This is a genomic window from Bifidobacterium myosotis, from assembly GCF_002259745.1.
GTDB classification, from domain to species: domain Bacteria; phylum Actinomycetota; class Actinomycetes; order Actinomycetales; family Bifidobacteriaceae; genus Bifidobacterium; species Bifidobacterium myosotis.
In genome coordinates, this window is record NZ_MWWW01000027.1 from 1 (window position 1) to 23965 (window position 23965).

Annotated in this window: 18 protein-coding genes and 2 pseudogenes; 16 read left to right on the top strand and 4 right to left on the bottom strand. The window is 56.2% G+C overall.

What is annotated here, in order from left to right; genetic code table 11:
• A pseudogene (locus tag BMYO_RS09680) lies at window positions 1–352 on the bottom strand (IS21 family transposase); the annotation flags it as partial.
• Between the two features lie 174 nt (window positions 353–526).
• Here BMYO_RS09680 and BMYO_RS11810 point away from each other — a divergent pair.
• The 4 genes from BMYO_RS11810 to pflA all read left to right on the top strand — a co-directional run bounded on the left by BMYO_RS11810 (window position 527) and on the right by pflA (window position 4822).
• Entirely contained in the window at window positions 527–712 is a 186-nt protein-coding gene (locus tag BMYO_RS11810) for a hypothetical protein (protein WP_094668267.1), read from the top strand.
• Between the two features lie 208 nt (window positions 713–920).
• Window positions 921–1121 (top strand): hypothetical protein, encoded by a 201-nt coding sequence (locus tag BMYO_RS09690; protein ID WP_094668268.1) that lies wholly within the window; start codon window positions 921–923, stop codon window positions 1119–1121.
• Between the two features lie 320 nt (window positions 1122–1441).
• Entirely contained in the window at window positions 1442–3817 is a 2376-nt protein-coding gene (gene pflB, locus BMYO_RS09695) for a formate C-acetyltransferase (protein ID WP_094668269.1), read from the top strand.
• Between the two features lie 126 nt (window positions 3818–3943).
• Window positions 3944–4822: a pyruvate formate-lyase-activating protein gene (gene pflA / locus BMYO_RS09700; RefSeq protein WP_094668270.1), complete on the top strand. Its 879-nt coding sequence runs from the start codon at window positions 3944–3946 to the stop codon at window positions 4820–4822.
• A 121-nt stretch (window positions 4823–4943) separates the two neighbouring features.
• Here the strand turns inward: pflA and BMYO_RS09705 are convergent, their stop codons facing one another.
• The gene (locus tag BMYO_RS09705) at window positions 4944–6743 is read right to left on the bottom strand and encodes a glycoside hydrolase family 13 protein (RefSeq protein WP_211276847.1); all 1800 of its coding nucleotides are present in this window, start codon (window positions 6741–6743) and stop codon (window positions 4944–4946) included.
• Between the two features lie 131 nt (window positions 6744–6874).
• On the opposite strand from BMYO_RS09705, the gene BMYO_RS09710 reads away from it, so the two are divergent.
• The 12 genes and pseudogenes from BMYO_RS09710 (at window position 6875) to BMYO_RS09765 (ending at window position 22678) form a co-directional block, all read left to right on the top strand.
• Window positions 6875–7897: a LacI family DNA-binding transcriptional regulator gene (locus BMYO_RS09710; protein WP_094668272.1), complete on the top strand. Its 1023-nt coding sequence runs from the start codon at window positions 6875–6877 to the stop codon at window positions 7895–7897.
• Between the two features lie 142 nt (window positions 7898–8039).
• A complete protein-coding gene (locus BMYO_RS09715) occupies window positions 8040–9287 on the top strand; it encodes a sugar ABC transporter substrate-binding protein (RefSeq protein WP_211276848.1) in 1248 nt (415 codons plus the stop codon).
• A gap of 51 nt (window positions 9288–9338) precedes the next feature.
• Window positions 9339–10949: an ABC transporter permease subunit gene (locus tag BMYO_RS09720; protein WP_211276849.1), complete on the top strand. Its 1611-nt coding sequence runs from the start codon at window positions 9339–9341 to the stop codon at window positions 10947–10949.
• A gap of 1 nt (window position 10950) precedes the next feature.
• Complete coding sequence (locus BMYO_RS09725; RefSeq protein WP_094668274.1) at window positions 10951–11865, top strand: sugar ABC transporter permease; 915 nt, start codon at window positions 10951–10953, stop codon at window positions 11863–11865.
• 147 nt (window positions 11866–12012) lie between these two features.
• The gene (locus BMYO_RS09730) at window positions 12013–14241 is read left to right on the top strand and encodes an alpha-amylase family glycosyl hydrolase (RefSeq protein ID WP_211276850.1); all 2229 of its coding nucleotides are present in this window, start codon (window positions 12013–12015) and stop codon (window positions 14239–14241) included.
• Between the two features lie 8 nt (window positions 14242–14249).
• Window positions 14250–14489: pseudogene (locus BMYO_RS09735) on the top strand (pyruvate formate-lyase-activating protein); the annotation flags it as partial.
• Between the two features lie 351 nt (window positions 14490–14840).
• Window positions 14841–15524, top strand: coding sequence for a DUF3000 family protein (locus BMYO_RS09740; RefSeq protein ID WP_094668275.1), 684 nt, complete (start codon window positions 14841–14843; stop codon window positions 15522–15524).
• Window positions 15521–16825 (top strand): HRDC domain-containing protein, encoded by a 1305-nt coding sequence (locus BMYO_RS09745; protein WP_094668276.1) that lies wholly within the window; start codon window positions 15521–15523, stop codon window positions 16823–16825. Before BMYO_RS09740 ends, BMYO_RS09745 begins: the two co-directional genes overlap by 4 nt.
• Window positions 16826–16878: 53 nt before the next feature.
• Window positions 16879–18264, top strand: coding sequence for a trigger factor (tig, locus tag BMYO_RS09750; RefSeq protein ID WP_094668277.1), 1386 nt, complete (start codon window positions 16879–16881; stop codon window positions 18262–18264).
• 251 nt (window positions 18265–18515) lie between these two features.
• Window positions 18516–20063: a chloride channel protein gene (locus BMYO_RS09755; RefSeq protein WP_094668278.1), complete on the top strand. Its 1548-nt coding sequence runs from the start codon at window positions 18516–18518 to the stop codon at window positions 20061–20063.
• Window positions 20064–20105: 42 nt separating this feature from the next.
• Complete coding sequence (locus tag BMYO_RS09760; protein ID WP_094668279.1) at window positions 20106–21590, top strand: class I SAM-dependent DNA methyltransferase; 1485 nt, start codon at window positions 20106–20108, stop codon at window positions 21588–21590.
• Window positions 21590–22678 carry a restriction endonuclease subunit S gene (locus tag BMYO_RS09765; RefSeq protein WP_094668280.1) on the top strand — a complete coding sequence of 363 codons (1089 nt, stop codon included), beginning with the start codon at window positions 21590–21592 and terminating at the stop codon, window positions 22676–22678. Before BMYO_RS09760 ends, BMYO_RS09765 begins: the two co-directional genes overlap by 1 nt.
• Before the next feature lie 108 nt (window positions 22679–22786).
• On the opposite strand, the gene BMYO_RS09770 is transcribed toward BMYO_RS09765, so the two are convergent.
• A complete protein-coding gene (locus tag BMYO_RS09770) occupies window positions 22787–23356 on the bottom strand; it encodes a PIN domain-containing protein (protein WP_094668281.1) in 570 nt (189 codons plus the stop codon).
• Window positions 23357–23387: 31 nt separating this feature from the next.
• Entirely contained in the window at window positions 23388–23903 is a 516-nt protein-coding gene (locus tag BMYO_RS09775) for a helix-turn-helix domain-containing protein (RefSeq protein ID WP_094668282.1), read from the bottom strand.
• Window positions 23904–23965: the final 62 nt, after the last annotated feature.

The following is a 23965-nucleotide window of genomic DNA, read 5'->3' on the forward strand; positions in this document are numbered from 1 at the left end:
CACCGCTCCGGTTCGCCTCGCGCCACCGGTGCACGTACCGCAACGTGGTCGAATACTCGCCATCGTAATCAGTCTCCGCGAGCAGACGCTCGTGCACCCGTTTGATCGTGTGACGCTGCTTGCGGGGCATCAACCGGTCCGCCTCCAGCCACGAATCCACCAGATGCGTGTACGGGTCGATCTTCGAACCATACCGACGATCCGTCTTCGGCCTGGGCGAGCAATCCCGCATATCCGCGTACTTCGCGACCGTCCCGCGATCGACATGCAGCCGCCGCGCTATCTGCGCGCGGGACAATCCCTGCCGATCAAGTCTCCTGATATCCTGCACCATGGGCATCGGTATCGCCATGTTCCTTTCCTTCCCGAGCCTTCGGCCAGCGGCAACCGGCCGAAACCAAAACGAATTGCAACTCGGGAATATACAGACAGGCGAACCGACGTCCCACTACCAAGTACTGCCAAACCTGAGGAAAACCATCAGCCTACACTGCGGAAAAACACTGCCAAACCTGTCGAACAAACATTGAAACAAAACATCGCGGCGGCCGCGGCCAGCCCGTTCGGACTCGAATCGATCCGCTGGTCCTCCAAGGCGCTCGCCTTCACCGCGCTCGACATCCTCACCGACCCCGCATTGCTGGCCCGCATCAAGGAACAGCATGCGGCCCGCGTCAGGACCCAGGAGGAGGACGTGGCGGCGGCGGTCTGACCTTGGATGCGAAGGGATAGGCCGGCTATTCCAGCGCTGTCCCGCCTGCGCGGCACGATGCAGGTGAATAATGGATGGGGGAGACGGCCTCCGGGCACCGGTTCCATCCGGTCCCGGAACCCGGCCCACGGGACCTACCTAATCCCGGTGGGCCGTATGCTCCCGGTGGCCGGTGGGCCGGCCGGTCTCCGCGGAAAGGCGCAGGAATATGAGCGACAGCGACAAGCAGTGGTACTTCAACATGGTCAAGGGCAAGGCCGAGCTCGGCCCGATCTCGCCGATTGAGCAGCGCATGGGCCCGTACAAGACCAAGGAGGACGCCGAGCACGCCTGGGACATCGTGACCGACCGCAACGCCAAGTGGGAGGAGCAGGACCGCCAGTGGAACGGTAAGGGCTACCGTCGTTGACCGTTTGCTGACCCCGGTGGATACCGCTACCTTGGGGGCAATTGTGACCGCACTTGCCCGCAACGTGGCTATACCATGTCCATAGTGCGTCCGCATAGTGGGAAACCGCTCATTCTTACATAGTGGCCTGAGCGGTTTTCACTTCGAAATTCAAATCATTGCGGTACACAACAGGCTTGAAACCGTTGGAATGATAACGCTCACACTTGAATGTGATATAGCTCACTCGTGATTTCAGCTTTTCCCAAGGCTGTGCAAACTACACTTGGTCTCAATGGTTCCGTGAAGATGCGGAACCGCAACCCCATTAAAGGAGTGACATGACCGCAGTAGAGAATGCAGCTGTCTCCCAGGAGGAGCTTGAAGCCAAGGCTTGGGAAGGCTTCGCCGAGGGCAACTGGCAGAAGGACATTGATGTCCGCGACTTCATCCAGAAGAACTACACCCCGTACGAGGGTGACGAGTCCTTCCTGGCTCCGGCGACCGAAAAGACCAAGCACCTGTGGAAGTACCTCGACGACAACTACCTGGCCGTCGAGCGTAAGCAGCGCGTCTACGACGTGGACACCCACACCCCGGCCGACATCGACGCCTTCCCGGCCGGCTACATCGACTCCCCGGAGGTCGACAACGTGATCGTCGGCCTGCAGACCGACGTGCCGTGCAAGCGCGCCATGATGCCGAACGGCGGCTGGCGCATGGTCGAGCAGGCCATCCGCGAGGCTGGCAAGGAGCCGGACCCGGAGATCAAGAAGATCTTCACCAAGTACCGCAAGACCCACAACGACGGTGTCTTCGGTGTCTACACCAAGCAGATCAAGGTCGCCCGCCACAACAAGATCCTCACCGGCCTGCCGGATGCCTACGGCCGTGGCCGCATCATCGGCGACTACCGTCGTGTGGCCCTGTACGGCGTCAACAAGCTGATCGCCTTCAAGAAGCGCGACAAGGACTCCGTGCCGTACCGCAACGACTTCACCGAGCCGGAGATCGAGCACTGGATCCGCTTCCGTGAGGAGCACGACGAGCAGATCAAGGCCCTGAAGAAGCTCATCAACCTCGGCAACGAGTACGGGCTCGACCTGTCCCGTCCGGCCCAGACCGCCCAGGAAGCCGTGCAGTGGACCTACATGGGCTACCTGGCCTCCATCAAGTCCCAGGACGGCGCCGCCATGTCCTTCGGCCGTAACTCCGCCTTCCTCGACTGCTTCATCGAGCGCGACCTCAAGGCCGGCAAGATCACCGAGACCGACGCCCAGGAGCTCATCGACAACATCGTCATGAAGCTGCGCATCGTGCGCTTCCTGCGTACCAAGGACTACGACAACATCTTCTCCGGTGACCCGTACTGGGCGACCTGGTCCGACGCCGGCTTCGGCGACGACGGCCGTCCGCTGGTCACCAAGACCTCCTTCCGTCTGCTCAACACCCTGACCCTTGAGCACCTCGGACCTGGCCCCGAGCCGAACATCACCATCTTCTGGGACCCGAAGCTGCCGGAGGGCTACAAGCGCTTCTGCGCCAAGATCTCCATCGACACCTCGGCCATCCAGTACGAGTCCGACAAGGAGATCCGCTCCCACTGGGGCGACGACGCCGCCATCGCCTGCTGCGTCTCCCCGATGCGTGTGGGCAAGCAGATGCAGTTCTTCGCCGCCCGCGTGAACTCCGCCAAGGCCCTGCTGTACGCCATCAACGGCGGCCGCGACGAGATGACCGGCATGCAGGTCATCGACAAGGGCGTGATCGAGCCGATCGCCCCCGAGGCCGACGGCTCCTTGGACTACGAGAAGGTCAAGGCTAACTACGAGAAGGCTCTCGAATGGCTGTCCGAGACCTACGTCATGGCCCTGAACATCATCCACTACATGCACGATAAGTACGCCTACGAGTCCATCGAGATGGCCCTGCACGACAAGGAGGTGTACCGCACCCTCGGTTGCGGTATGTCCGGTCTGTCCATCGCCGCCGACTCCCTGGCCGCCATCAAGTACGCCAAGGTGTACCCGATCACCAACGCCGAGGCCAAGAACCTCGAGGGCCACGAGTACGAGTACGTCGAGGGTGCCGATGACGATCTGGTCGTGGGCTACCGCACCGACGGCGAGTTCCCGATCTACGGCAACGACGACGACCGCGCCGACGACATCGCCAAGTGGGTCGTCTCCACCGTGATGGGCCAGGTCAAGCGTCTGCCCGTCTACCGTGGCGCCGTCCCGACCCAGTCCATCCTGACCATCACCTCCAACGTGGAGTACGGCAAGAACACCGGTTCCTTCCCGTCCGGCCACAAGAAGGGCACCCCATACGCCCCGGGCGCCAACCCGGAGAACGGCATGGACTCCCACGGCATGCTGCCGTCCATGTTCTCCGTCGGCAAGATCGACTACAACGACGCTCTTGACGGCATCTCGCTGACCAACACCATCACCCCCGATGGCCTTGGCCGCGACGAGGACGAGCGCATCGGCAACCTGGTCGGCATCCTGGACGCCGGCAACGGCCATGGCCTCTACCACGCCAACATCAACGTGCTGCGCAAGGAGACCATGGAGGACGCCGTCGAGCACCCGGAGAAGTACCCGCACCTGACCGTGCGCGTCTCCGGCTACGCGGTGAACTTCGTCAAGCTCACCAAGGAGCAGCAGCTCGACGTGATTTCCCGTACCTTCCACCAGGGCGCCGTCACCGACTGATTCGTCGAATGACCGCGACCGTGTGAAACGGTAGAACGATGAAGGGGTGGGATTCGTCCCGCCCCTTCCGTTTGCCCGGTCCAACCCACTTTTCGGACAATCGTATTCAGGAACAGGAGGACAACGATGCCCGGTAACCAGTTCCGCACCACCACGCGCCATATGCTGCGCGAATCCAAGACGTACGCCTCACAGACCCTCATGGGCGGTCTGTCCGGCTTTGAATCGCCCATCGGTCTCGACCGCCGCGACCGACTCGCCGCGCTGAAGTCCGGCGATATCGGCTTCGTCCACTCATGGGACATCAACACCTCGGTCGACGGGCCGGGCACGCGCATGACCGTGTTCATGTCCGGATGCCCGTTGCGCTGCCAGTACTGCCAGAACCCGGACACCTGGAAGATGCGCGACGGCAAGCCCGTGTACCTCGACGCCATGATCAAGAAGGTGGACCGCTACAAGGACCTGTTCAAGGCCACCCACGGTGGCATCACGTTCTCCGGCGGCGAGTCCATGATGCAGCCCGCATTCGTCTCGCGCGTGTTCCACGCGGCCAAGGAGATGGGCGTGCACACCTGCCTCGACACCTCCGGCTTCCTCAACACCAACTACACGGACGAGATGCTCGAGGACATCGACCTGTGCCTGCTGGATGTCAAGTCCGGCAACGAGGAGACCTACCACAAGGTCACCGGCGGCACGCTGCAGCCCACCATCGATTTCGGGCAGCGCCTGGCCAAGGCCGGCAAGAAGATCTGGGTGCGATTCGTGCTCGTGCCGGGGTTGACGGATTCCGAGGAGAATGTGGAGCAGGTGGCTGAGATCTGCGAGACGTTCGGCGATGCCGTGGAGCACATCGATGTGCTTGGTTTCCATCAGCTTGGCCGTCCGAAGTGGCATGAGCTGCGTATCCCGTACCCGTTGGAGAACCAGAAGGGCCCGAACGCCGCGACGCGCGAGCGTGTGGCCAACCAGTTCAAGGCCCACGGCTTCACCGTGTACTAATGGATCGCCGATATGCCATGGGCGTGTAGCCAATCAACTCGCTGGGATGATTGGCTGCACGCCCATAAGCACCATGGCAAAAATGCGAGGAGGACACGGAATTCCTCATTACGCGATGGGTTTAGTCGTGTACCTGCCAGATATGGAATGCGGGGCCACTTGAAGGCATCGGTGAGCCTTTCTTAAGGTCGTCACCATCGGTAAGGCTTTCTGCATTGACGGTCGAAATCAATGGAGCATGATGTTTGCGACTGATTTCGATTATCAATGTTTCGGTTTTATCTGCACGCTCGAAAATGATGGTGTCATCGTCGTGGCGATACCAGCGTAATCCACCATCCTGCAGGGCCTTGTGATTATGCCTGAGCGTTATCAACAACCGATACAATTCGTATACGCTGTGATCCCAGTGGTCTGGATTCCAAGGAAAGGGTTGCCGTCCTTCTTCAAGGCCTCGTCCTTCCAAACCGACTTCATCTCCGGAGAAAATGGAGGGTATGCCGGGAAGCGTCATCTGCAGAGCAATGCCGAGAGCTTGGAAAGTGCCCGCTATGCTGCGGAACCGGGATGTGTCGTGAGAATCCAATAGATTCATGCTGGCAAGGCATGACTGCCAAGGCACCAAAGTCGTGAAGGCCTGCATGGATTTGACCATAGCTTCGCCGCCATAGTGAGCCGGTACGCCGGGAGCTCCCCATTCGCTACTTGGATGATGCCGGCCGAGCCACGCCCATGTCGGCTTGGTAAAGGCGGCATAGGACATTGTGCCATGCCACCCGGGGCCTTGAAGTGTCTGGGATGCGTCAAACTGATGTTCTGCGATGAGTAGTGTGTCAGTATCGGCCGTTTCCATGGTCGAACGTGTCTGTTCTGCGACGTTTTCGTTGAGATTTATATCTCGATAGATTCCGGCAGATTGCGCGACATCTATGCGCCATCCGTCCAGTCCAAAATCTTGAATATATCTGGCCACGACCGATTGAGCACCTGCGTAGAGTCTCCGTTGGAGCTCATGCGAGCGATGGTCAAATTTAGGCAAGGTCTTCACGCCATCGAATGTGGCGTACGAGGCTCGGTCGTCCTGATCGAAGTAATAGAAGCCTGCTTCCTGACTGTTGGGATCATGCTGTCCTGTCACGAACCAATCGTGAGTTGCGCCCGAATGGTTAAGCGTCAGATCGCCAATGATCCGAATTCCAATGTGATGGGCGCAATCGATCAGGTAGTGTAATGCTTCGTCTCCTCCAAGGAATGGATCGACATGGTCGAAGGTCGCTGCATCGTAGCGGTGATTCGATTCGGCCGGGAAGAAAGGAGTGAGATAAATAACGTTCGCTCCGAGATTTTTTATGTAGTCCAGATGCTCGGCGATTCCCCAAAGTGATCCGCCGTACATCTGTCTGACGGCGTCTGGTGTATGCGCGGCCACTGGCGTGTCCCATGTCACGGGGATGGCCCAGTCGGGCTGTCCTTCGATAGGATGCACTGTCGAGCAGGCGAATCGGTCCGGGAAAATCTGATAAATGACAGCGTTTTGTACCCATTCCGGTACATGGAAAGTGCTGAGTCGAAAATCATGCGAATCGGGAATGTCGTATGAGTAAAGACCGAGGCCGTTGAGCCAGATATTGCCATGTTCCGTCACCAACAGGAACCGATAACTGGTGAGCGTGTTCCAGATTTTGATGGAACCGGTCCACCATGATTCCTCGGGATTGTCATGGACAATATGTGCTTGCGTATAGTGTGGCTCTCCATCCACTACAACTCGTATAAAAACTTGTTTGACTGGAAACATATGCGATATGCGGATGGACAGGTTGACGATATCGTCGATGCAAGGCCGGGCATTATCGACATATAACGGAGAACCGTCATGATGGGCGAGTGGCCCCTGCAAAAAAAGTTTTTTGTTGTACACAACGCTCCCTTCGCGTTCGTATTGCATTCTTAAATGTAATGGTGAACGATGAACCAGGAAGTAGATTTCTCCTTTGTGTTGTTTTATTTCTGTTATTTGCAATACAGTTTCAGTGGCTGCATAATGAATGCATGACTTCTCATCTGGACCAGATTGCCAAGCAGGCGGCGGTAAGTAAGGCGACGGTATCCCGTGTACTTAATGAACGGCCGGGAGTGAGCCCGCAAATGCGCAGGGCCGTGCTTACGGCCATCGATGTATTGGGTCTGGAAAGGCCGAGCGGACTGCGACCTCGTAGTTCCGGGCTGGTCGGATTGATATTGCCGAGTCTGGAGGATCCGGTGTATCCGGTTTTCGCTCAAGTCGTTTCCACGAATCTTGCACGTCTTGGATATACTCCGGTGCTGTGCATACAGGATCGTGATGGCGTTGGCGAGGATGAGTATGTGGGTATGTTGCTCGATCGCGGAGTTTCCGGGATCATATTCGTCGCCGGGCAACATGCTGACACAAGAACCGATCGTTCCCGGTATGACAGTCTGGTGGCTCAGCGGCTTCCGATTGTGTTCGTGAAAGGATTTCTTGAGAATCTGGATGCTCCGTTCGTATCCAGCGACGATCAGGCTGCAGGGGAATTGGCCGTTCGGCACCTTGCGGTTCTTGGCCATCGCAAAATCGGCCTGATTCTCCCGTCTGGAACGAATATTTCGGCTACGCGCCAGGCTGAAGGGTACCGAAGGGCGATGGCCGAATCGTTTGGCGCAAATGCGGAACAGTGGGTCGATATCAGTTTTGAGGGCGAGGAAGGCGGATATGCCGGCGCGATACGCCTGCTGGATAAAGGAGTGACTGGATACGTCTGTGGCTCCGACCTGCTGGCTTTGGGCGCGATTCGTGCATTGCGCCAGCGTGGGAAGAAGGTACCTCAGGATGTGTCGGTGATTGGATATGGAGATTCTCCATTGATGGCTCATACCGATCCGCCGCTGACCACGGTGAGGCAGCCGATGCTGTCCATGGGCACTTTTGCTGCGCATGCATTGATTAATCGCATACAGGGCAATGACGCCGTTGACGGGGAGTCGCTGTTTCCTCCGGAACTGGTTATTCGCAGTTCTACCGCACCAAGGAACAAGCATTTCACAATGGATTGATGATGCATGAAATAGTGTTGCAATTATCTGCAAAACTTATTCGACATAATGAAACATCTGAATTGTCGCCATTCTGACTGTTAGCTTGGAAATCAGAGACAACGGCACAACATCGTGCAGGTCTCTCAGAAAGGCGGAAGTCATGAACATGCATACCAATCGCGGCATCTTCAGATCAATTGGTGCGGTCAGTGTAGCCCTCATCGCTTTGGCTGGATGCGGTAATCCTGGTGATGTTACTGCTACGCAGCAAGATCAGGGTGAAGCGACCTCAAGTACATTGACGATATGGGCCGATGCGGACCGTGTCTCCGTGCTGAAGGACGTTGCGGAGCAATTCACCGATAAGACCGGAGTGAAAGTCAATCTTGTTCAGAAGGATATGGGATCGGTTCAGCAGGATCTCATCACGCAGGTTCCTGCAGGAAAGGGACCGGATATTGCGATCGGACAAAATGACTGGACCGGAATCCTCGCCACGGATGGCGTGATTCAGCCTCTTGAACTTGGCGATGCCGAATCCGACTATGAGAAAGTCGCTACGGACGCGTTCAACTACAACGGTAAGATCTATGCTTTGCCGTATGCGATTGAAAACGTCGCTCTGGTCAGGAACACGAAGCTTGCTCCTCAAGCTCCCACAACGTGGGATGACATGGTTGCCACGGCGAAAAGCGTCGGTGCGGAGTATCCATATCTGTTGCAGGTGGGCGACCAAGGGGATTCCTACACCATGTACCCGATCCAGACTTCTTTCGGATCGTTTGTTTTTGGACAACGTGATGACGGTAGTTATGACTCTTCCAAACTCACCATCGGAGATGAAAACGGAGTCAAATTCGCGCAATGGGTGCAACAACAGGCGCAAAATGGAACGTTGAGCACTTCAATGAGTGCTGATATCGCCTTGTCGAAGTTCGAGCAGGGGGCATCTCCATATTTCATCACCGGTCCGTGGAATATCTCCGCGATACAGAAAGCCGGCATTGACGTGGCCGTGGATCCGATTCCTTCGGCTGGAGGCCAGACTGCCAAGCCTTTCGTGGGTGTTAGCGGATTCTTCCTCAGCTCGAAGACTACCAACAAGATCGCCGCAACTGACTTTCTTATCAATTACATCGGTACTGCTGATGTTCAGCAGTCCTTGTACAAAGTGGGACAACGTCTGCCCGCATTGACTGCTGCCTATGATCAAGCGAGTAAGGATTCCATTGCTCAGGGATTTGGCAAGGCTTCGGAAAATGGCGTACCAATGCCGAACATCACGGAGATGTCTTCGGTCTGGCAATATTGGAACGCTACCGAAGTCTCCATTATTTCTCAGCGAGGAGACCCGGCGGAATTGTGGAGTCAGATGACCGATGAGATTCAATCTGCGTTGAACAAGTAATTCCGTTTATGGGCATGGGCAGATGCGGACAACGGGTAAGGAGCGATAATCGTGAAAACCTTAAGTCATGAATCAGATCGACAGGCCACGGCAAAGAGACGTCGCGCGGAACGAGTGGCAGTAAGCGCCGATGTCCGCATCTGGCCCATACTCGTCAAGATCCTACTATTGGGGTTATTTGATGCCTTTGGCGTCTACTGTCTACTCATTGTTGCGGGCAAACGATACTGGGTGGCATTCGGTGTGATGCTGATTGTAGGCATACTGATCAATTGGGTGTATTGGCGACGTGGAGGTCTTGCAGCCAAGTACCTTACCCCTGGGTTGATTTTTCTTATCATCTTTCAGATATCCGCAATACTGTATTCGGGCTATATTGCTTTTACCAATTATGGCACTGGACATAACGGCACGAAGGAACAGGCGATCAGCTCTCTGATGCAGTCGTCGCTTACCAAGGTTCCGGATTCGGATACTTACAATGTTGCGATATTGCAGTGCGGGGGCACGTTGAACTTTCTTGTGACCGCATCGGATGGGACGGTTCAAATCGGTAGCAATGGGGTTCCGCTCCATGATGCAACCAATGTAACGATGGACTCCACAGGGAAAGCGGTATCCGTTGATGGTTGTAGTGCCTTATCATTCAACGATATCTTGAACAGGCAGGATGAAATCCTGAATATCAATGTTCCTATATCGGATGACTTGGAAAATGGAGAATTGCGGACATCCGATGGACAAACGGCATATGTGTTCAAATCGACGTTGGAATATGACGAAAAAACAGATACGATGACCGATACCCAAACGGGTGTCAAGTATCGCGATACCGGCAACGGAGCCTTCGTTTCATCGCGGGGCGAAGAATTGAATCCAGGTTGGCGAGTCAATGTCGGTCTGGCCAATTTCAAACGTGTCTTTGCTTCCCGGGATATGACCGGTCCCTTCTTAAGAGTCCTCGTATGGACGGTGGTGTTTTCCGTCGTTTCGGTCGTCTCGACTTTTATCTTGGGACTGTTCCTCGCCATCACGTTCAATGATTCGCGCATGAAAGGACGTAAGATATATCGTTCCATCCTGATCCTTCCCTATGCATTTCCATCGTTTCTCTCCGCATTGGTCTGGGCTGGATTATTGAACGAAAAATTTGGCTTCATCAATCAGGTATTGCTGGGAGGCGCTGATATCCCCTGGCTGCAGTCACCGACTTTGGCTAAGGTCGCTGTATTGGTTGTCAATCTATGGCTGGGTTTTCCGTATATGTTTTTGGTTTGCATGGGAGCATTGCAGTCCATACCGGAAGAGCTATCGGAATCCGCGAAACTTGACGGCGCGTCGGCTTGGGAGATATTCCGATTTATCAAGTTCCCGTTGCTGTTGGTTTCTGTGTCGCCATTGCTTATATCGACCTTCGCTATGAATTTCAATAACTTCAACTTAATTTACATGTTGACTGCTGGAGGTCCTACCGATACCAGCACCGGAATGAATATCGGTAGTACGGATATCTTGATTTCGATGGTGTACAAGATTGCTTTTGCGGGTTCGGATCGCGATTATGGCTTGGCGAGTGCGTTTGCCATTCTGATCTTCTTTATTGTCGCATCGGTATCTGCAATTGGATTCAGAACATCCAAATCGCTTGAGGAGCTGAATTAAAATGGCTGTTTTACGTAAAAACTGTGGAACAAATAATTCCGAGTTGATTCAAAAACATAAATTATCATTCGCTAGATGGTTTGCCGGTACAGGATGGCGACACGTGGTTGGCGTAATTGCCTGTGTGTTCGCTGGCTTTCCTATTTTCTATATCGTATCAGCTTCTCTAAATCAACAGGGAACGCTCATCTCATCGAATAAGCTGTTCGCGGGATTCACCTTAGCAAATTATATTGAGCTTTTTCATATGCCCCAGCAACCTTTTGGTGCATGGTACATCAATACCATAGTAATTGGCTTGTCAAGTGCTGCGCTTTCCGTATTCTTGGGGGCCTTGGCAGCTTATGCCTTCTCGCGATTGCGCTTCTATGGAAGGCGAACAGGTTTGTTCTCTTTGATCCTGGTGCAGATGTTTCCTCAGGTATTGTCTATAGTGGCAATTTATTTGTTGTTGAGTCATTTCGGTGATTTATTTCCACTTTTGGGTATTAACAGTCGTTTGGCATTGATATTGGTGTATCTAGGTAGTGCGCTTGGTGTGAATACCTATCTAATGTACGGATTCTTTAATACTGTACCTAAGGAAATAGATGAGGCTGCCAAAATTGATGGTGCCGGGCATGCAAGAATATTCTTTACAATTATTCTACCCTTGGTCTCTCCTATTCTTGCGGTTGTGGCATTGCTGTCCTTTATTGCTACAGTCAATGAATATGCAGTGGCAAGTACGGTGTTGGTGTCACCGGAGAAACAAACTCTAGCTGTTGGCCTATATGGTTTTGTCTCCCAAAAGTTTTCTCAGAATTGGGGATTGTTCTCTGCTGGGGCAGTCTTGGCTGCAGTGCCTGTAGTCGTTGTATTCGTATGTTTACAGAAATACATCGTGTCCGGCCTGACAGCTGGCGCAGTGAAATGAGAGAGAGGAGTTGTTAATTTGCCGTCAAAGGGCAAAACTGGCATCTAAAAACTGTCCTTGTTGATGTTGCTGGTACTCAATGCTAATTACTTTGCCCATGGTAATGCTGCCTTGGACAATGAAGTTCCATGAAAATAGAGGTGAAGTATGTCTAGAATAAATACGTTATTCCGGAAACTGTCTGATGCCATTATTGTGACTGCGCTGTCCGGAACGATGCTGGCTGTAGGGTTACCAGCGAATATCGTGCAGGCAGAAGAGCCGTTGTTTACGAGTCAAAGCAGTTCTTCAAATGTTCCAGCAAGCACTGCAGATATGACTGGCGATGTGATTTATCAATTGATTACAGATCGTTTCTATGATGGTGATTCTAGCAATAATAACCCTGCGTCTGCGATAGGGGAATATAGTGCGGATAGGACAAACTGGCAACTATACTGGGGTGGTGATTTTGCCGGTGTTGCTGAAAAGATGTCATATCTGAAGAATTTGGGTGTAGGTGCTATTTGGATTTCTCCGCCGGTGCAAAATATTAGCTCGCCCGTGACTGATTCTTCTGGCTTGTCTGCTGGATATCATGGATATTGGGGTATGGATTATTATGTGCCTGATCCTCATTTTGGGTCATGGAATGATTTTGATACTATGATTTCCGCTGCTCACAAGAATGGAATCAAAGTAATCATGGATTGGGCGGCGAATCATACATCTCCGGAAGACGTCAATGATTCTTCATATGGTGTGAACGGTGCACTATTGGAATCAGGCAAAGAATTGGCAACTTATAATAATGATCCAAATGGTTATTTTCATCATAATGGCGGTGTAACCAATTACAGTGATCGATATGAGAGTCAATATAAGAATTTGTTTAATCTTGCCGACTTGGCTCAAGAAAATTCTGCGGTAACTACTTATCTAGAAAATGCTATCGATTTATGGGCCTCGCACGGGGTGGATGGTATTCGTATGGATGCCGTTAAACACATGTCAAGCGGATTCCTGAAAAGTTATGCTGATCATATCTATGATGAACACAGTGTTTTCATCTTTGGTGAATGGGCAGACACTTCTGGATCTGCATTGTGGAACGATGAGGTAAAGTTCGCGAATGCCAGTGGTCAATCTCTTGAGAATTTTGATTTAAACAGCAGTTTACGTAACGTTTTTGCCTATGGCTCATCAATGAAGGAGTTGAATTCCGCCTTGGAGCGTCAGCAGTCGTCATTTGATTGGTCTAACCAGCTTGTCAATTTCGTCAACGGGCATGACGTTTCTCGCTTCCTGTCAATTAATGATGACAAGACTTTGTTTGACGAAGCAACAGTGGTGAATATGACGGTGCCTGGCATCCCATCGATCTATTACGGCGATGAGCAATATAGCCATAATGATTCAACGAACGCTTCCGGGCAAGTTGGCGGGGATCCGTATAATCGGCAGGCGATGTCGTCGTTTGACGAAAGCACCCGTAACTTTAAGATTGTTCGCGCGCTTTCAGACTTGCGGAAAAGCAATCCTGCATTACGATATGGGGCTTTGACCGAGCGTTGGATCAATGATGACGTGTACGTGTATGAACGACGTTTTTACGATGATGTAGTACTTATCGCAGTGAATAAGGGCAATGATTCTTACACTCTTTCGAATCTTTATACGGCCCTTCCTGCTGGCACCTATGATGATGTCCTTGGTGGACGGCTCGGCGGAGGTTCTCTTAAGGTTTCCGCGGGGACGGAAGATGCTGCGAACATTGCAAGTGAGTATGTTCTACGAGGTGGACAGTCGGCGGTGTGGTCGTATACTGCGGCTGCCGCAGATTCTCCGCAGATCGGTAATATCGGCCCCACTATGGGACATGCAGGCGATGTCGTATCCGTTGCGGGCAAGAATTTTGGCGGACAGGAAGGCACGATTTTTGTCGACGGTGTCCCAGCTGAAATTAAGTACTGGTCTGATGAGGAAGTCGATTTTGTGGTTCCCGCTGAGACTCCGTCTGGAACACAGAATGTTGTTCTGACCACATCGGCATCGGTGAAATCTAATGCGATTTCATACCACGTATTAACGGCACCGCAGACCGCGGTGACCTTTACCGTCACGGATACCTCCACATCGTATGGTGATGAGGTGTATCTCACAGGTAATGTACCGGAACTTGGCAATTGGAGCACCGATACGGCGGAGGCAATAGGGCCGTTGGTCTGTCCGAACTATCCGACGTGGTTCGTCATGGCAAGTGTTCCGGCAGGCATGACAGTCGAGTATAAGTTCTTCGTTAAGAAAGCGGATGGAACGGTTGTATGGGAAGGAGGAAGTAATCATCAATATACGGTTCCGGAATCGGGTACTGGGGCAGTAAGCGTGCAGTGGTAGCGCTGTTTTTCGTGCTCGTGCCGGGGCTGACGGATTCCGAGGAGAACGTGGAGCAGGTGGCTGAGATCTGCGAGACGTTCGGCGATGCCGTGGAGCACATCGATGTGCTCGGTTTCCATCAGCTTGGCCGTCCGAAGTGGCATGAGCTGCGTATCCCGTACCCGTTGGAGAACCAGAAGGGCCCGAACGCTGCGACCCGCGAGCGTGTGGCCAACCAGTTCAAGGCCCACGGCTTCACCGTGTACTAGACACAAGGCTCACAAGGCTTCGCCAAACCAAGTTCTGGGCATCGACCGACCAGTTATTCTGGGCATAACCGTAACAAATAAACGGTTCTGGGCATGTACGTACCACGAGGAGCGTGAAAACGCCGATAACTGGTAGGTGTATGCCCAGAACCGATTTTGGGTTCCTTCAGGTGGTGGGTATATGCCCAGAATGTCCGGAATATCCAAGATGACCGATGACCGGAATAGGTGGGCAGGTGCGGGTGTAAAGCGGGCAACCGTGCCCAGTAAAGACCGGTGAAGAGCAAGAGATGTTTGGCGGCAAAGCGTGCCGATACCGGGAAACGGGCGTCGTTGCCTTACCCTGATGATATGGCTGAGATCTTCGCTTTTCCGGCGGGTACTCCTGCGGCAACGAGGCCTGGCGATGGAGCCGGTGCGCCGCAGCATCCCGTGCGCCCGCGCGGCGTGCCGGACGAGGTGTGGGCGGCCGTCGAATCGGTGGACGCCATGCCCCGTCTCGCCGATGTGCGTTACCGTGAGATACCCGTGCCCTCCACTCTGGCCGATTTCGGCATCGGCGTGGAATTGGAGGCCAGCGCGTCCGGGCGTGATGGTTTCGGCGATCCCGACGATCGGAATGATCGGACCGGTGACCCGCTGCAAACCCGGCTCGCCACAGGATGGCTCATGGTGCTCTACTCCCGCGAGCCGCGCATCGGCTGGGATTCCAACTGGCGGTGCGTGGGATTCGCACGCCTGCCGCTGGAGGCGGGGGAGAACGACCCGCTCGCACCCGGCATGTACTGGGACGGCATGTGCGACTACGTGGAATACGCCGAACCGGACAGCGTCTCTGGCACCGTGACTGTGACCCGCAACACCGCGTTCGGCGGACTCGACGAGGCCCCCAGCTCCGGCTGCGAGATGCGCGTGTCCTGGACGCCGCTTGACGGGACCGGGCCGGACGCTACGATGGACGCCGGCGCCCAGGTGAACTCATGGGCCGCCTTCATCAGATCTACCGTCCGTCCAGAGGAGGATGACTGCAGGTGAGCGACGTCCGTGAGACCGAACCCCGGTTGCTCAAGGAACCACGCGGGGGAGTGCCCAACGTCACCTCCACACTCGCCGAATATCACCGGTACTGCGAGGCTCTGGCCGCTTCGGACGGTCCGTTGGCGGCGGACGCCGAACGCGCCTCCGGATTCCGGTACGGCCACGAGGACTGGCTCATCCAATTCAAACGAGAAGGCGCCGGCATCGCCCTGTTCGACCCGGTGGCGCTGACCCGGGCCGGGGCCGACTGGGACGAATTCAACGACGCGGTGGGGGACGCCGTCTGGATCCTGCACGATTCGCTGATGGACCTGCCCGGATTCGCGGACATCGGCTTGAAGCCCCGCGCCCTGTTCGACACGGAGATCGCCGCGCGGCTGCTCGGCCTGCATCGCTTCGGCCTGGCCGCGGTGACCGAACACTACCTCGGCATCACGCTGGCCAAGGAGCATTCCGCCGCCGACTGGTCCTACCGTCCGCTACCGCGCGACTGGCGCAACTATGCGGCGCTGGACGTGGAGGTGCTCATCGAGCTCGAATCGCTCATGCGCCGGGACCTGAAGGCCCACGGCAAGGACGCATGGGCCGCCGAGGAGTTCGCGCATGCGTTGGAGGAGGGACTGGCCCCGAGAAAGCCCCATCCGATCCCGTGGCTGCGGATCTCGCGCATCACCCAGCTCAGCCGCGACCCGCGCGGGCTCGCCATCGCCAAATCGCTGTGGGAGGAACGCGACCGGCTCGCCCGGCGCTACGACATCGCCCCCACCCTGCTGCTGACCGACGCCTCGATCATCGAGGCCGCCACGGCCAAGCCGCACAACGCCGCCCAGTTCCGTGCGCTGCGGTCGCTGAACGAGCGGGTGCGCATCCGCACCGGCACCGAACAGGACAAGATGTTCGAGCGGTACGCGCCCATCCAGCGCGAGGTCAAGCCCAAGGTGTGGAAGGCCGCCATCGACCGCGCCATGGCGCTGAAGCCCTCGCAGTGGCCGTCCATGCCCGCGCCCGATCAGGACGAGAACGGCATGGTGGCCAACGCGCCGCGCTCCATGCGCCTGTGGCAGCAGCGTCATCCCGACCGGTACGAACGGCTGCAGCGCGTGCGTCGGGTGGTCAACCAGATCGCCGAGGACACCCGCACGCCGCCCGAAATCGTCATCAAGCCGCAGATTCTGCGCAACCTGTGCTGGAGCGAAAACGTCTCCGATCTGGACGTGGAGGAGTTCCTCGCCCAACAGGGAGCGAGAAACTGGCAGGTGCGGCTTATCGCACCGTCCGTAACTAGCGCTATCATATAGAGGTTGCCTTACGGCAGATTGTTAAGAAAAACGACTTTTGAGGAGTCATTAGCGTGAAGATCAGCGTTCGTAACCTCGAGCCCACCAAGGTGAAGCTCACCATCACCGTCGACCCGGAAGAGCTTGACCCGTTCCTGGACAAGGCTCGCAAGGAAATCGCCAAGCAGGTGAACGTTCCCGGCTTCCGTAAGGGCCACGTGCCCGGCAAGATCATCGACCAGCGCATCGGCTTTGCCGCCGTCGCCGGCGAGGCCGTGAACGACGCCGTGCCGGAGCTGTACTCCAAGGCCCTGGAGGAGAAGCAGATCCACCCGATGGACCAGCCGGAGTTCGACGTGCAGGAGGTTCCGCAGTCCGCCAAGGATGAGACCAAGCTGAAGTTCACCGCCACCGTGGAGCGTCGCCCGGACTTCGAGCTGCCTGAGATCGACGGCATGGAGATCGCCATCGCCAAGCCGGAGGTCAAGGACGAGGACGTGGAGAAGCGTCTTGAGGCCCTGCGCCAGCGCTTCGGCACCCTGGTCGGCGTGGATCGCCCGGCCACCAAGGGTGACTTCGCCAACATCGACCTGAGCGCCGAGATCAACGGCGAGGTCGTCGATTCCCAGGAGGGTGTGAGCTACGAGCTCGGCTCCAACACCATGCTCGACGGTCTGGATGAGGCCCTTGACGGCCTGTCCGCCGGCGAGGAGACCACCTTCGAGGGCACGCTGGAAGCCGGCGAGCACGAGGGTGAGAAGGCCCAGGTCAAGGTCAAGGTCAACTCCGTCAAGGCCGAGGAGCTGCCGGAGCTGAACGACGAGTTCGCTTCCGAGGCTTCCGAGTTCGACACTCTGGACGAGCTCAAGGCCGACATCCGCAAGGCCGCCGGCCAGGATGCCGAAGGCCGTCAGGCCACCGAGGCCCGCGACGCCTTCATCGCCAAGCTGCAGGAGGGCCTGGAGATTCCGGTGCCGAAGGGCGTCAAGGACAAGATGGTCGAGGAGCAGCTCAAGGGCATGACCCCGGACCCGGAGAAGGCCACCGACGAGCAGAAGGCCGAGGCCGAGAAGAACGTTGAGAAGGACCTGCGTGACCAGATGGTTCTGGACGCCCTGGCCCAGAAGCTGGACGTCAAGGTCTCCCAGGCCGACGTGTTCAACTTCCTCGCCTCCATCGCCCAGCAGTACGGCATGGATCCGAACGCCTTCATCCAGGCCATCATCAAGAACGGCCAGCTCGGTTCCGCCGTGCAGGAAGTGGGCCGCTCCAAGGGCCTGCTCGCCGGTATGCGCGCCGTGAAGTTCACCGCCGACGGCGAGGTCGTGGACCTCTCCGCCTTCCTGGGCGAGGCCGCCGAGGATGAGGAGTCCGAGTCTGTCGAGGCCGCCTCCGCCGCTGCCGCCGTGGCCGACGAGCTGTCCAAGTCCGACGAGGACAAGCCGGCCGACGCCGAGTGAGCATAACTTTCGCGCGCTAGCGTGATCGTTCGAGCCCGGAACCTGCCCAAGGTTCCGGGCTCTGTTATATTCGGCGCCCCTATCGGGGGGAGCTGTCGGCGAAGCCGACTGAGGGGGTAGTCTTGCGATGGAGCACATGACGATTCCGTTCCTACGGACGCCCAGTATGCTCCTACCCTTCACGGGTCGCTTTCGGAACGAGAACTATAGAGTCAGACGGCAAACAAGACAAAGCATGAGGAGTTGGCGCAATGACACATACACAGACGAACGCACAACTCGATGGAAAACGCCTCGGCTGGATTATCCTCGCCGTGCTGGTGCTGGGGGCGGTCATCGGCGCGGGTGCCGGACTGCTGACGCTGCTGCTGTACGGTGTCGAACATGTGATGCTCGGCTACATCGAAGGTTCAGAACTGCCCGGACCGTTCGGCGTTCCAGCAATCCGCCGTGCAATCTCGGTGACGCTCGGCATGACGGTCGCCGGCGTGATCTGGTATCTGCTGCGCCACAAAACCGCCAAGGTCCCCTCGGTCAAGAAAGCCGTGGCGGGGGAGCGAATGCCGGTATGGCAGACCGTGCTGCATGTGGTGTTGCAGATCTTCATCGTGGGCTCCGGCGCGTCGATCGGCCGGGAGGTCGCCCCGCGCGAGCTCGGTGCGATGCTCGCCCAGCGGTTCTGCAATCTGCTGCATATCGAGGGCGATAGTGGCATCGACCGCCGTATGGTGGTGGCGGTCGCGGCGGGTGCCGGCCTCGGCGGCGTCTACAACGCGCCGCTGGCGGGCATGTTCTTCGCCGTGGAGATTCTGCTGGTGGACGTGACCATCGAGAAGGTGGCGTTCGGTCTGGGCATGTCGGCAGTGGCGGCATTCGTGGCGGCCTCCATCAAAGGGCATCACACGTTCTACGACATCACCGCGATGCAGCCCTCCTCCACGCCGACACTGATGCTGTTCGCCCTGCTGTGCGGCGCGGCATGCGGCGCGGTGGGTGCGCTGTTCCGCAAGGGCTCCTCGTGGGCGGAGGCGCACAAGCCCTCGGGCCGGGCGATTCTGTGGCAGATGCCGCTCGCCGGTCTGGTGACCGGTCTGGTGGCGGTGTTCGTGCCGCAGGTGATGGGCAATGGTCGTGCCGCCGCGCAGCTCGGATTCAGCACGTTCATTCCCGAGGTCGCCGGCACTTCGGGTGCCGTGCAGTCGCCGGCATCGGCCGCCGCGTCGCCGTGGACGCTGCTGAGCGGGGGGAGTGGCGTCGTTGCCGATAGCGCGGTCGCCGGTGGCGCATCCGCCGATGCGTCCGGTACCGTTGCGGCTTCGGGCGCGTCCGTCACTGGCACAGGTGCCGGCTCGTGGCTCGATTTCGGTTCCGGCCTCGCCCCCAACGCCGGCACGGTGCTGACGCTTTCCCATGTCGGGATGATTCTGGCCGTGCTGGCACTGACGTTCGTGGCCAAGGCGCTGATCACGCTGATGACCATCCGCTCCGGCGCGTCCGGCGGCGTGCTGCAGCCGGGCATCGCATTGGGATCGACGCTCGGCGCGATGCTGGGGCTTGTCTGGATGTTCGCCTTCCCCGCCGATTCGGTCACCGCCTGCGCGCTGATCGGCGCGGCCGCCCTGCTTTCCGCATCCCAGCAGGCCCCGCTCATGGCCATGTGCCTCGTGATGGAGCTGACCGAGGCGCCGATCACGTTCTTCGTGCCGGTCGGTCTGGCCGTGGCCTCCTCCGCGTTGGTCTCCAAGTGGGTGCTGGACGGCATGAAACGCCGGGAGACCACCGGACATCCGGTACAGTAATGAGGAATATCCAATTGTGATGGGACGAACGGAAAGGCGCTCATGATCACCGGGGCCACGAAAAGCAAGGTCGATGACATCTGGCAACGCATGTGGGAGGGCGGCATCACCAATCCGCTTGAGGTGATCAGCCAGCTCACGTATCTCATGTTCATGAAGTCGCTGGACGACAGGGAGCTTGAGAACGAGCACATGGCGCAGCTCACTGGAGTGCCGGCCGCCAAGCTCACGTTCCCGCAGACACCGGAAGGCCAGGCACTGCGGTGGAGCAGGTTCAAGAACCTGCCGGCAGAGCAGATGTTCGTCGTCGTCTCCCAGCAGGTGTTCCCATTCCTGAAGACGCTGCATACCGGCAATGCGTTTGCCGAAAGCATGGAGGACGCCTCGTTCGGGTTCAACAAGCCGAAGACGCTGGAGCGTGCGGTTGCCGGCATCGATGATTTGCTGACGAACGTCGTCAAGGATCAGGACGATCTGGGTGACCTGTACGAGTACATGCTGAGCAAGCTCAACACTGCCGGCGCGAACGGACAGTTCCGCACGCCCAAGCATATCCGTGATTTGATGGTCGGCCTCCTCGATCCGAAACCCGGACAGCTAATCGGCGACCCGGCGTGCGGCACGGCTGGATTCCTGATCTCCGCCGCCGAATGGATTCGCGCCCATCATGGTGATGCGATGAGCGCTGAGGAGTGGAATCTGTTTGAGGGCGAACAGTTCACTGGATTCGACACCGATCAAACGATGGTACGTATTTCCGCGATGAACCTGCTGTTGCATGGTGTGGAGAATCCCGACGTGCGCAATCAGGACAGTTTGTCGAGGCTGAACACGATTCGTAGCCGGTTCGATGTAATCCTCGCGAATCCGCCGTTCACTGGCTCGCTGGACGTGGAGGACATCGACGATTCGTTGAAGTCGATCGTCCAGACCAAGCAGACGGAACTGTTGTTCGTGGCCTTGTTCCTGCGCATGCTGAAGCTCGGTGGCCGGTGCGCGTGCATCGTACCGAACGGCGTGCTGTTCCGTTCCAATGCGAAGGCGTATCGTGAACTGCGCCGCGAACTGGTGGAGCATCAGCGTCTGGAGGCAATCATCTACATGCCTTCCGGCGTGTTCAAGCCGTATTCCGGAGTCAGCACCGCGATTCTCGTGTTCACGAAAACCGATGCGCCGAACAGCACCGATAAAGTGTGGCTGTACAACATGGAGCATGACGGCTTCACGCTGGATGACAAGCGCGACGAGGACCCGACGCATAACGATATTCCGGATATTCTTGAGCGCTGGGCACACTTGGATGCGGAGACTTCGCGCGAACGCACCGAGCAGAGCTTCTTCGTCACCCGCGACGACATCGCCGAACAGGATTACGACTTCAGCTTCAACAAGTATGTGAAAGTCGAATACGAGAAGAAGGAATACCCGCCAACCAGCCAGCTCATGGCCGAACTACGCGAACTCAATGCCAAGTTCGTGGACGGTCTCAACTCCCTCGATGCCATGCTCGCGAAAGATGGTGAGTGATGGGGGAGCAGTTAGCTTTCAAGGATGTATTCTCTGATGTAACTCGGAAAGCCACTAAGATACCGGCAAAGGAATATCAGCCCAAGGGAATTAATCCAATCATTGATCAGGGTCAGAGTGCTATTGCTGGTTATTCTGATATTCGGGATGGATTGTTCATGGATGTACCGGCTATTGTATTTGGCGACCACACATGCGCAATCAAATATGCAGATACACCGTTTTTCATTGGTGCTGATGGAACAAAGATTCTTCGACAAGTTCGAAATGACAATCTGCGTTTTCTCTTTCATGCATTGAAGTATTATGCTGCAAATCTGCCCGGTAGCAAGCAATATACACGCCACTTTAAATGGTTGAAAGAATGCTCATTTATTATTCCTGATTATGAACATCAGTGTCAGATAGCTGAATCCTTTGATACTATTCAGGATGAAATAGCCTTGGCCGAGCAGATACTCGCCAGAGCCGACGAACTCATCCAATCCCGCTTCGTCGAGATGTTTGACAGTCAGCCTACGTGCGCACTTCTTGATTTTTGTGATTTCTATAGTGGCGGGACTCCCTCGAAAAAGAATCCTGAATACTGGGACGGTTCATTGCCGTGGTTTAGCCCGAAAGATATCAAGAGCCCTATGCTTTGGGACTCAATCGATCATGTCAATGATGAAATCACTGAGAGAACTAATCTGAAATTAATTCCGGAAGATACAGTTGTCGTCGTCGTTCGTGGAATGATTCTTGCTCATAATGTTCCCGTCGCGATTGTGAAAACTGCGGCGACAATCAATCAGGATTTGAAGGCGATGATTCCCAAAAGAGAATACAATGCAGTATTCCTCGCATCTGCATTGCGTAATCAGGAGAAAATGCTGTTGGCTGAGACTGGACAATCGGCGCACGGTACCAAAAAGCTAGATACTGATGTGCTTGGCTCGGTTGCCGTTCCTAATGTGCCCCTCGCCATCCAAAACGAGTTCGCCGAGTTCGTCACACAGGTCGAATCCCTCAAGGCCACCACCCGCCAGCAGCTCGACCGTCTCAACACCCTCTACGACAGCCTCGCCCAGCGCTACTTTGCTCAATAAACAGCAGTGGTGGTGGACGAAGTATCTACACCTTCGTCCGCCACCATCTATTTCGCTTATCGTCTTCTGACCTGAACGCCACCTTGGAAAAGCCGAAGCAACAGTGCATTATTGGCTTTGTTCGTAGAGCGCATCCAGAATTGGGTAAAGCTGTTTGGAGAACCGGGGGAGGTCACAGCGTTGAAGCATATACGCATAGTCCTCGGGTGTCTGCGGGTATGCCTTATAGCTGATAAGCGCGTCATAACAAACCGTTGAGACCCTTCCGGGATCGAGGTCAAGTACATCCAATAGGAAATCGTCAGGGTGCTTGACCTCGATGTGCAGAGGAACAGTTGATGATTTCGGGAAATCTCTGAGGTTGAACGTCACCAGTGTTTGTGCTGGGGAGTGATCTGCCGCGGCGAGTACGTGACGATCCTTGCTATCGCAGGTCATATTCGGAATCAAGCTTTCGTAACCAGTAACCATCGCATCGGGGAACGCCGTCGTCATGGCATGGATACGCCGGTCCGCCCGATGTTCGCCGATGCGAGGCGCGAGGTTCTTGCGAAGCTCTTCGAGTACGGTTTGCGACCAATATGGGGTGAAGAAGCGCTCTTCGGCGAGACGAAGCACCAAATCATTGACGATTTCGCCGAAGAGGCTACAAGTATCGAAGAAGACTGGGAAACTCATGACTCGCCTTTGCCATAGCCGAACATAACATTCAGGAGACCAGAGGATTATCGAGGGTTGCTCGAGGATCCATGTCGGCGGCAAGGTCGTCGAACATATTCATGTTCTCGCGGTGCCTGTTGCTCATGTACTGCTGCAGGTCGGCTAGCAACACACGACGATGACGTCCTATCCTCTTGAACGGTATTGCCCCATTCTCCAGCATCTTTACCAGCGTGGGACGTGAAACGCCGAGAAAATCAGCGGCATCCTGCGTGGTGAGCACCGTATCATATGGCGCGACGAACACAGCACGTCCCCTAGCCAGCTGGTCGGCGACTTGCAGTAGCGCATCCGCCAGCTCCGGGGTCAGCGGTCGAGCCGGAGATCCGGGAACCTTCAGCGTTGCTACGGGGAAGTCCTTGTCGTTCGACATATCGTCAAACGCGGTGTCGGCTGTCTCCTGTGTGATTTGAGAAAGCGCTTCCTTAATGTCGATAAGTTGGCGGCGATCCTCCGCGTTGGGAAGATACGTCGCGGCGTCGTTGGAAAGACTGCGTGCCCCCATAGTGAATCGCCTCTCTGGACCTATGCATTGTTTGATGAATTGCCCTCATATCATATCAGCAA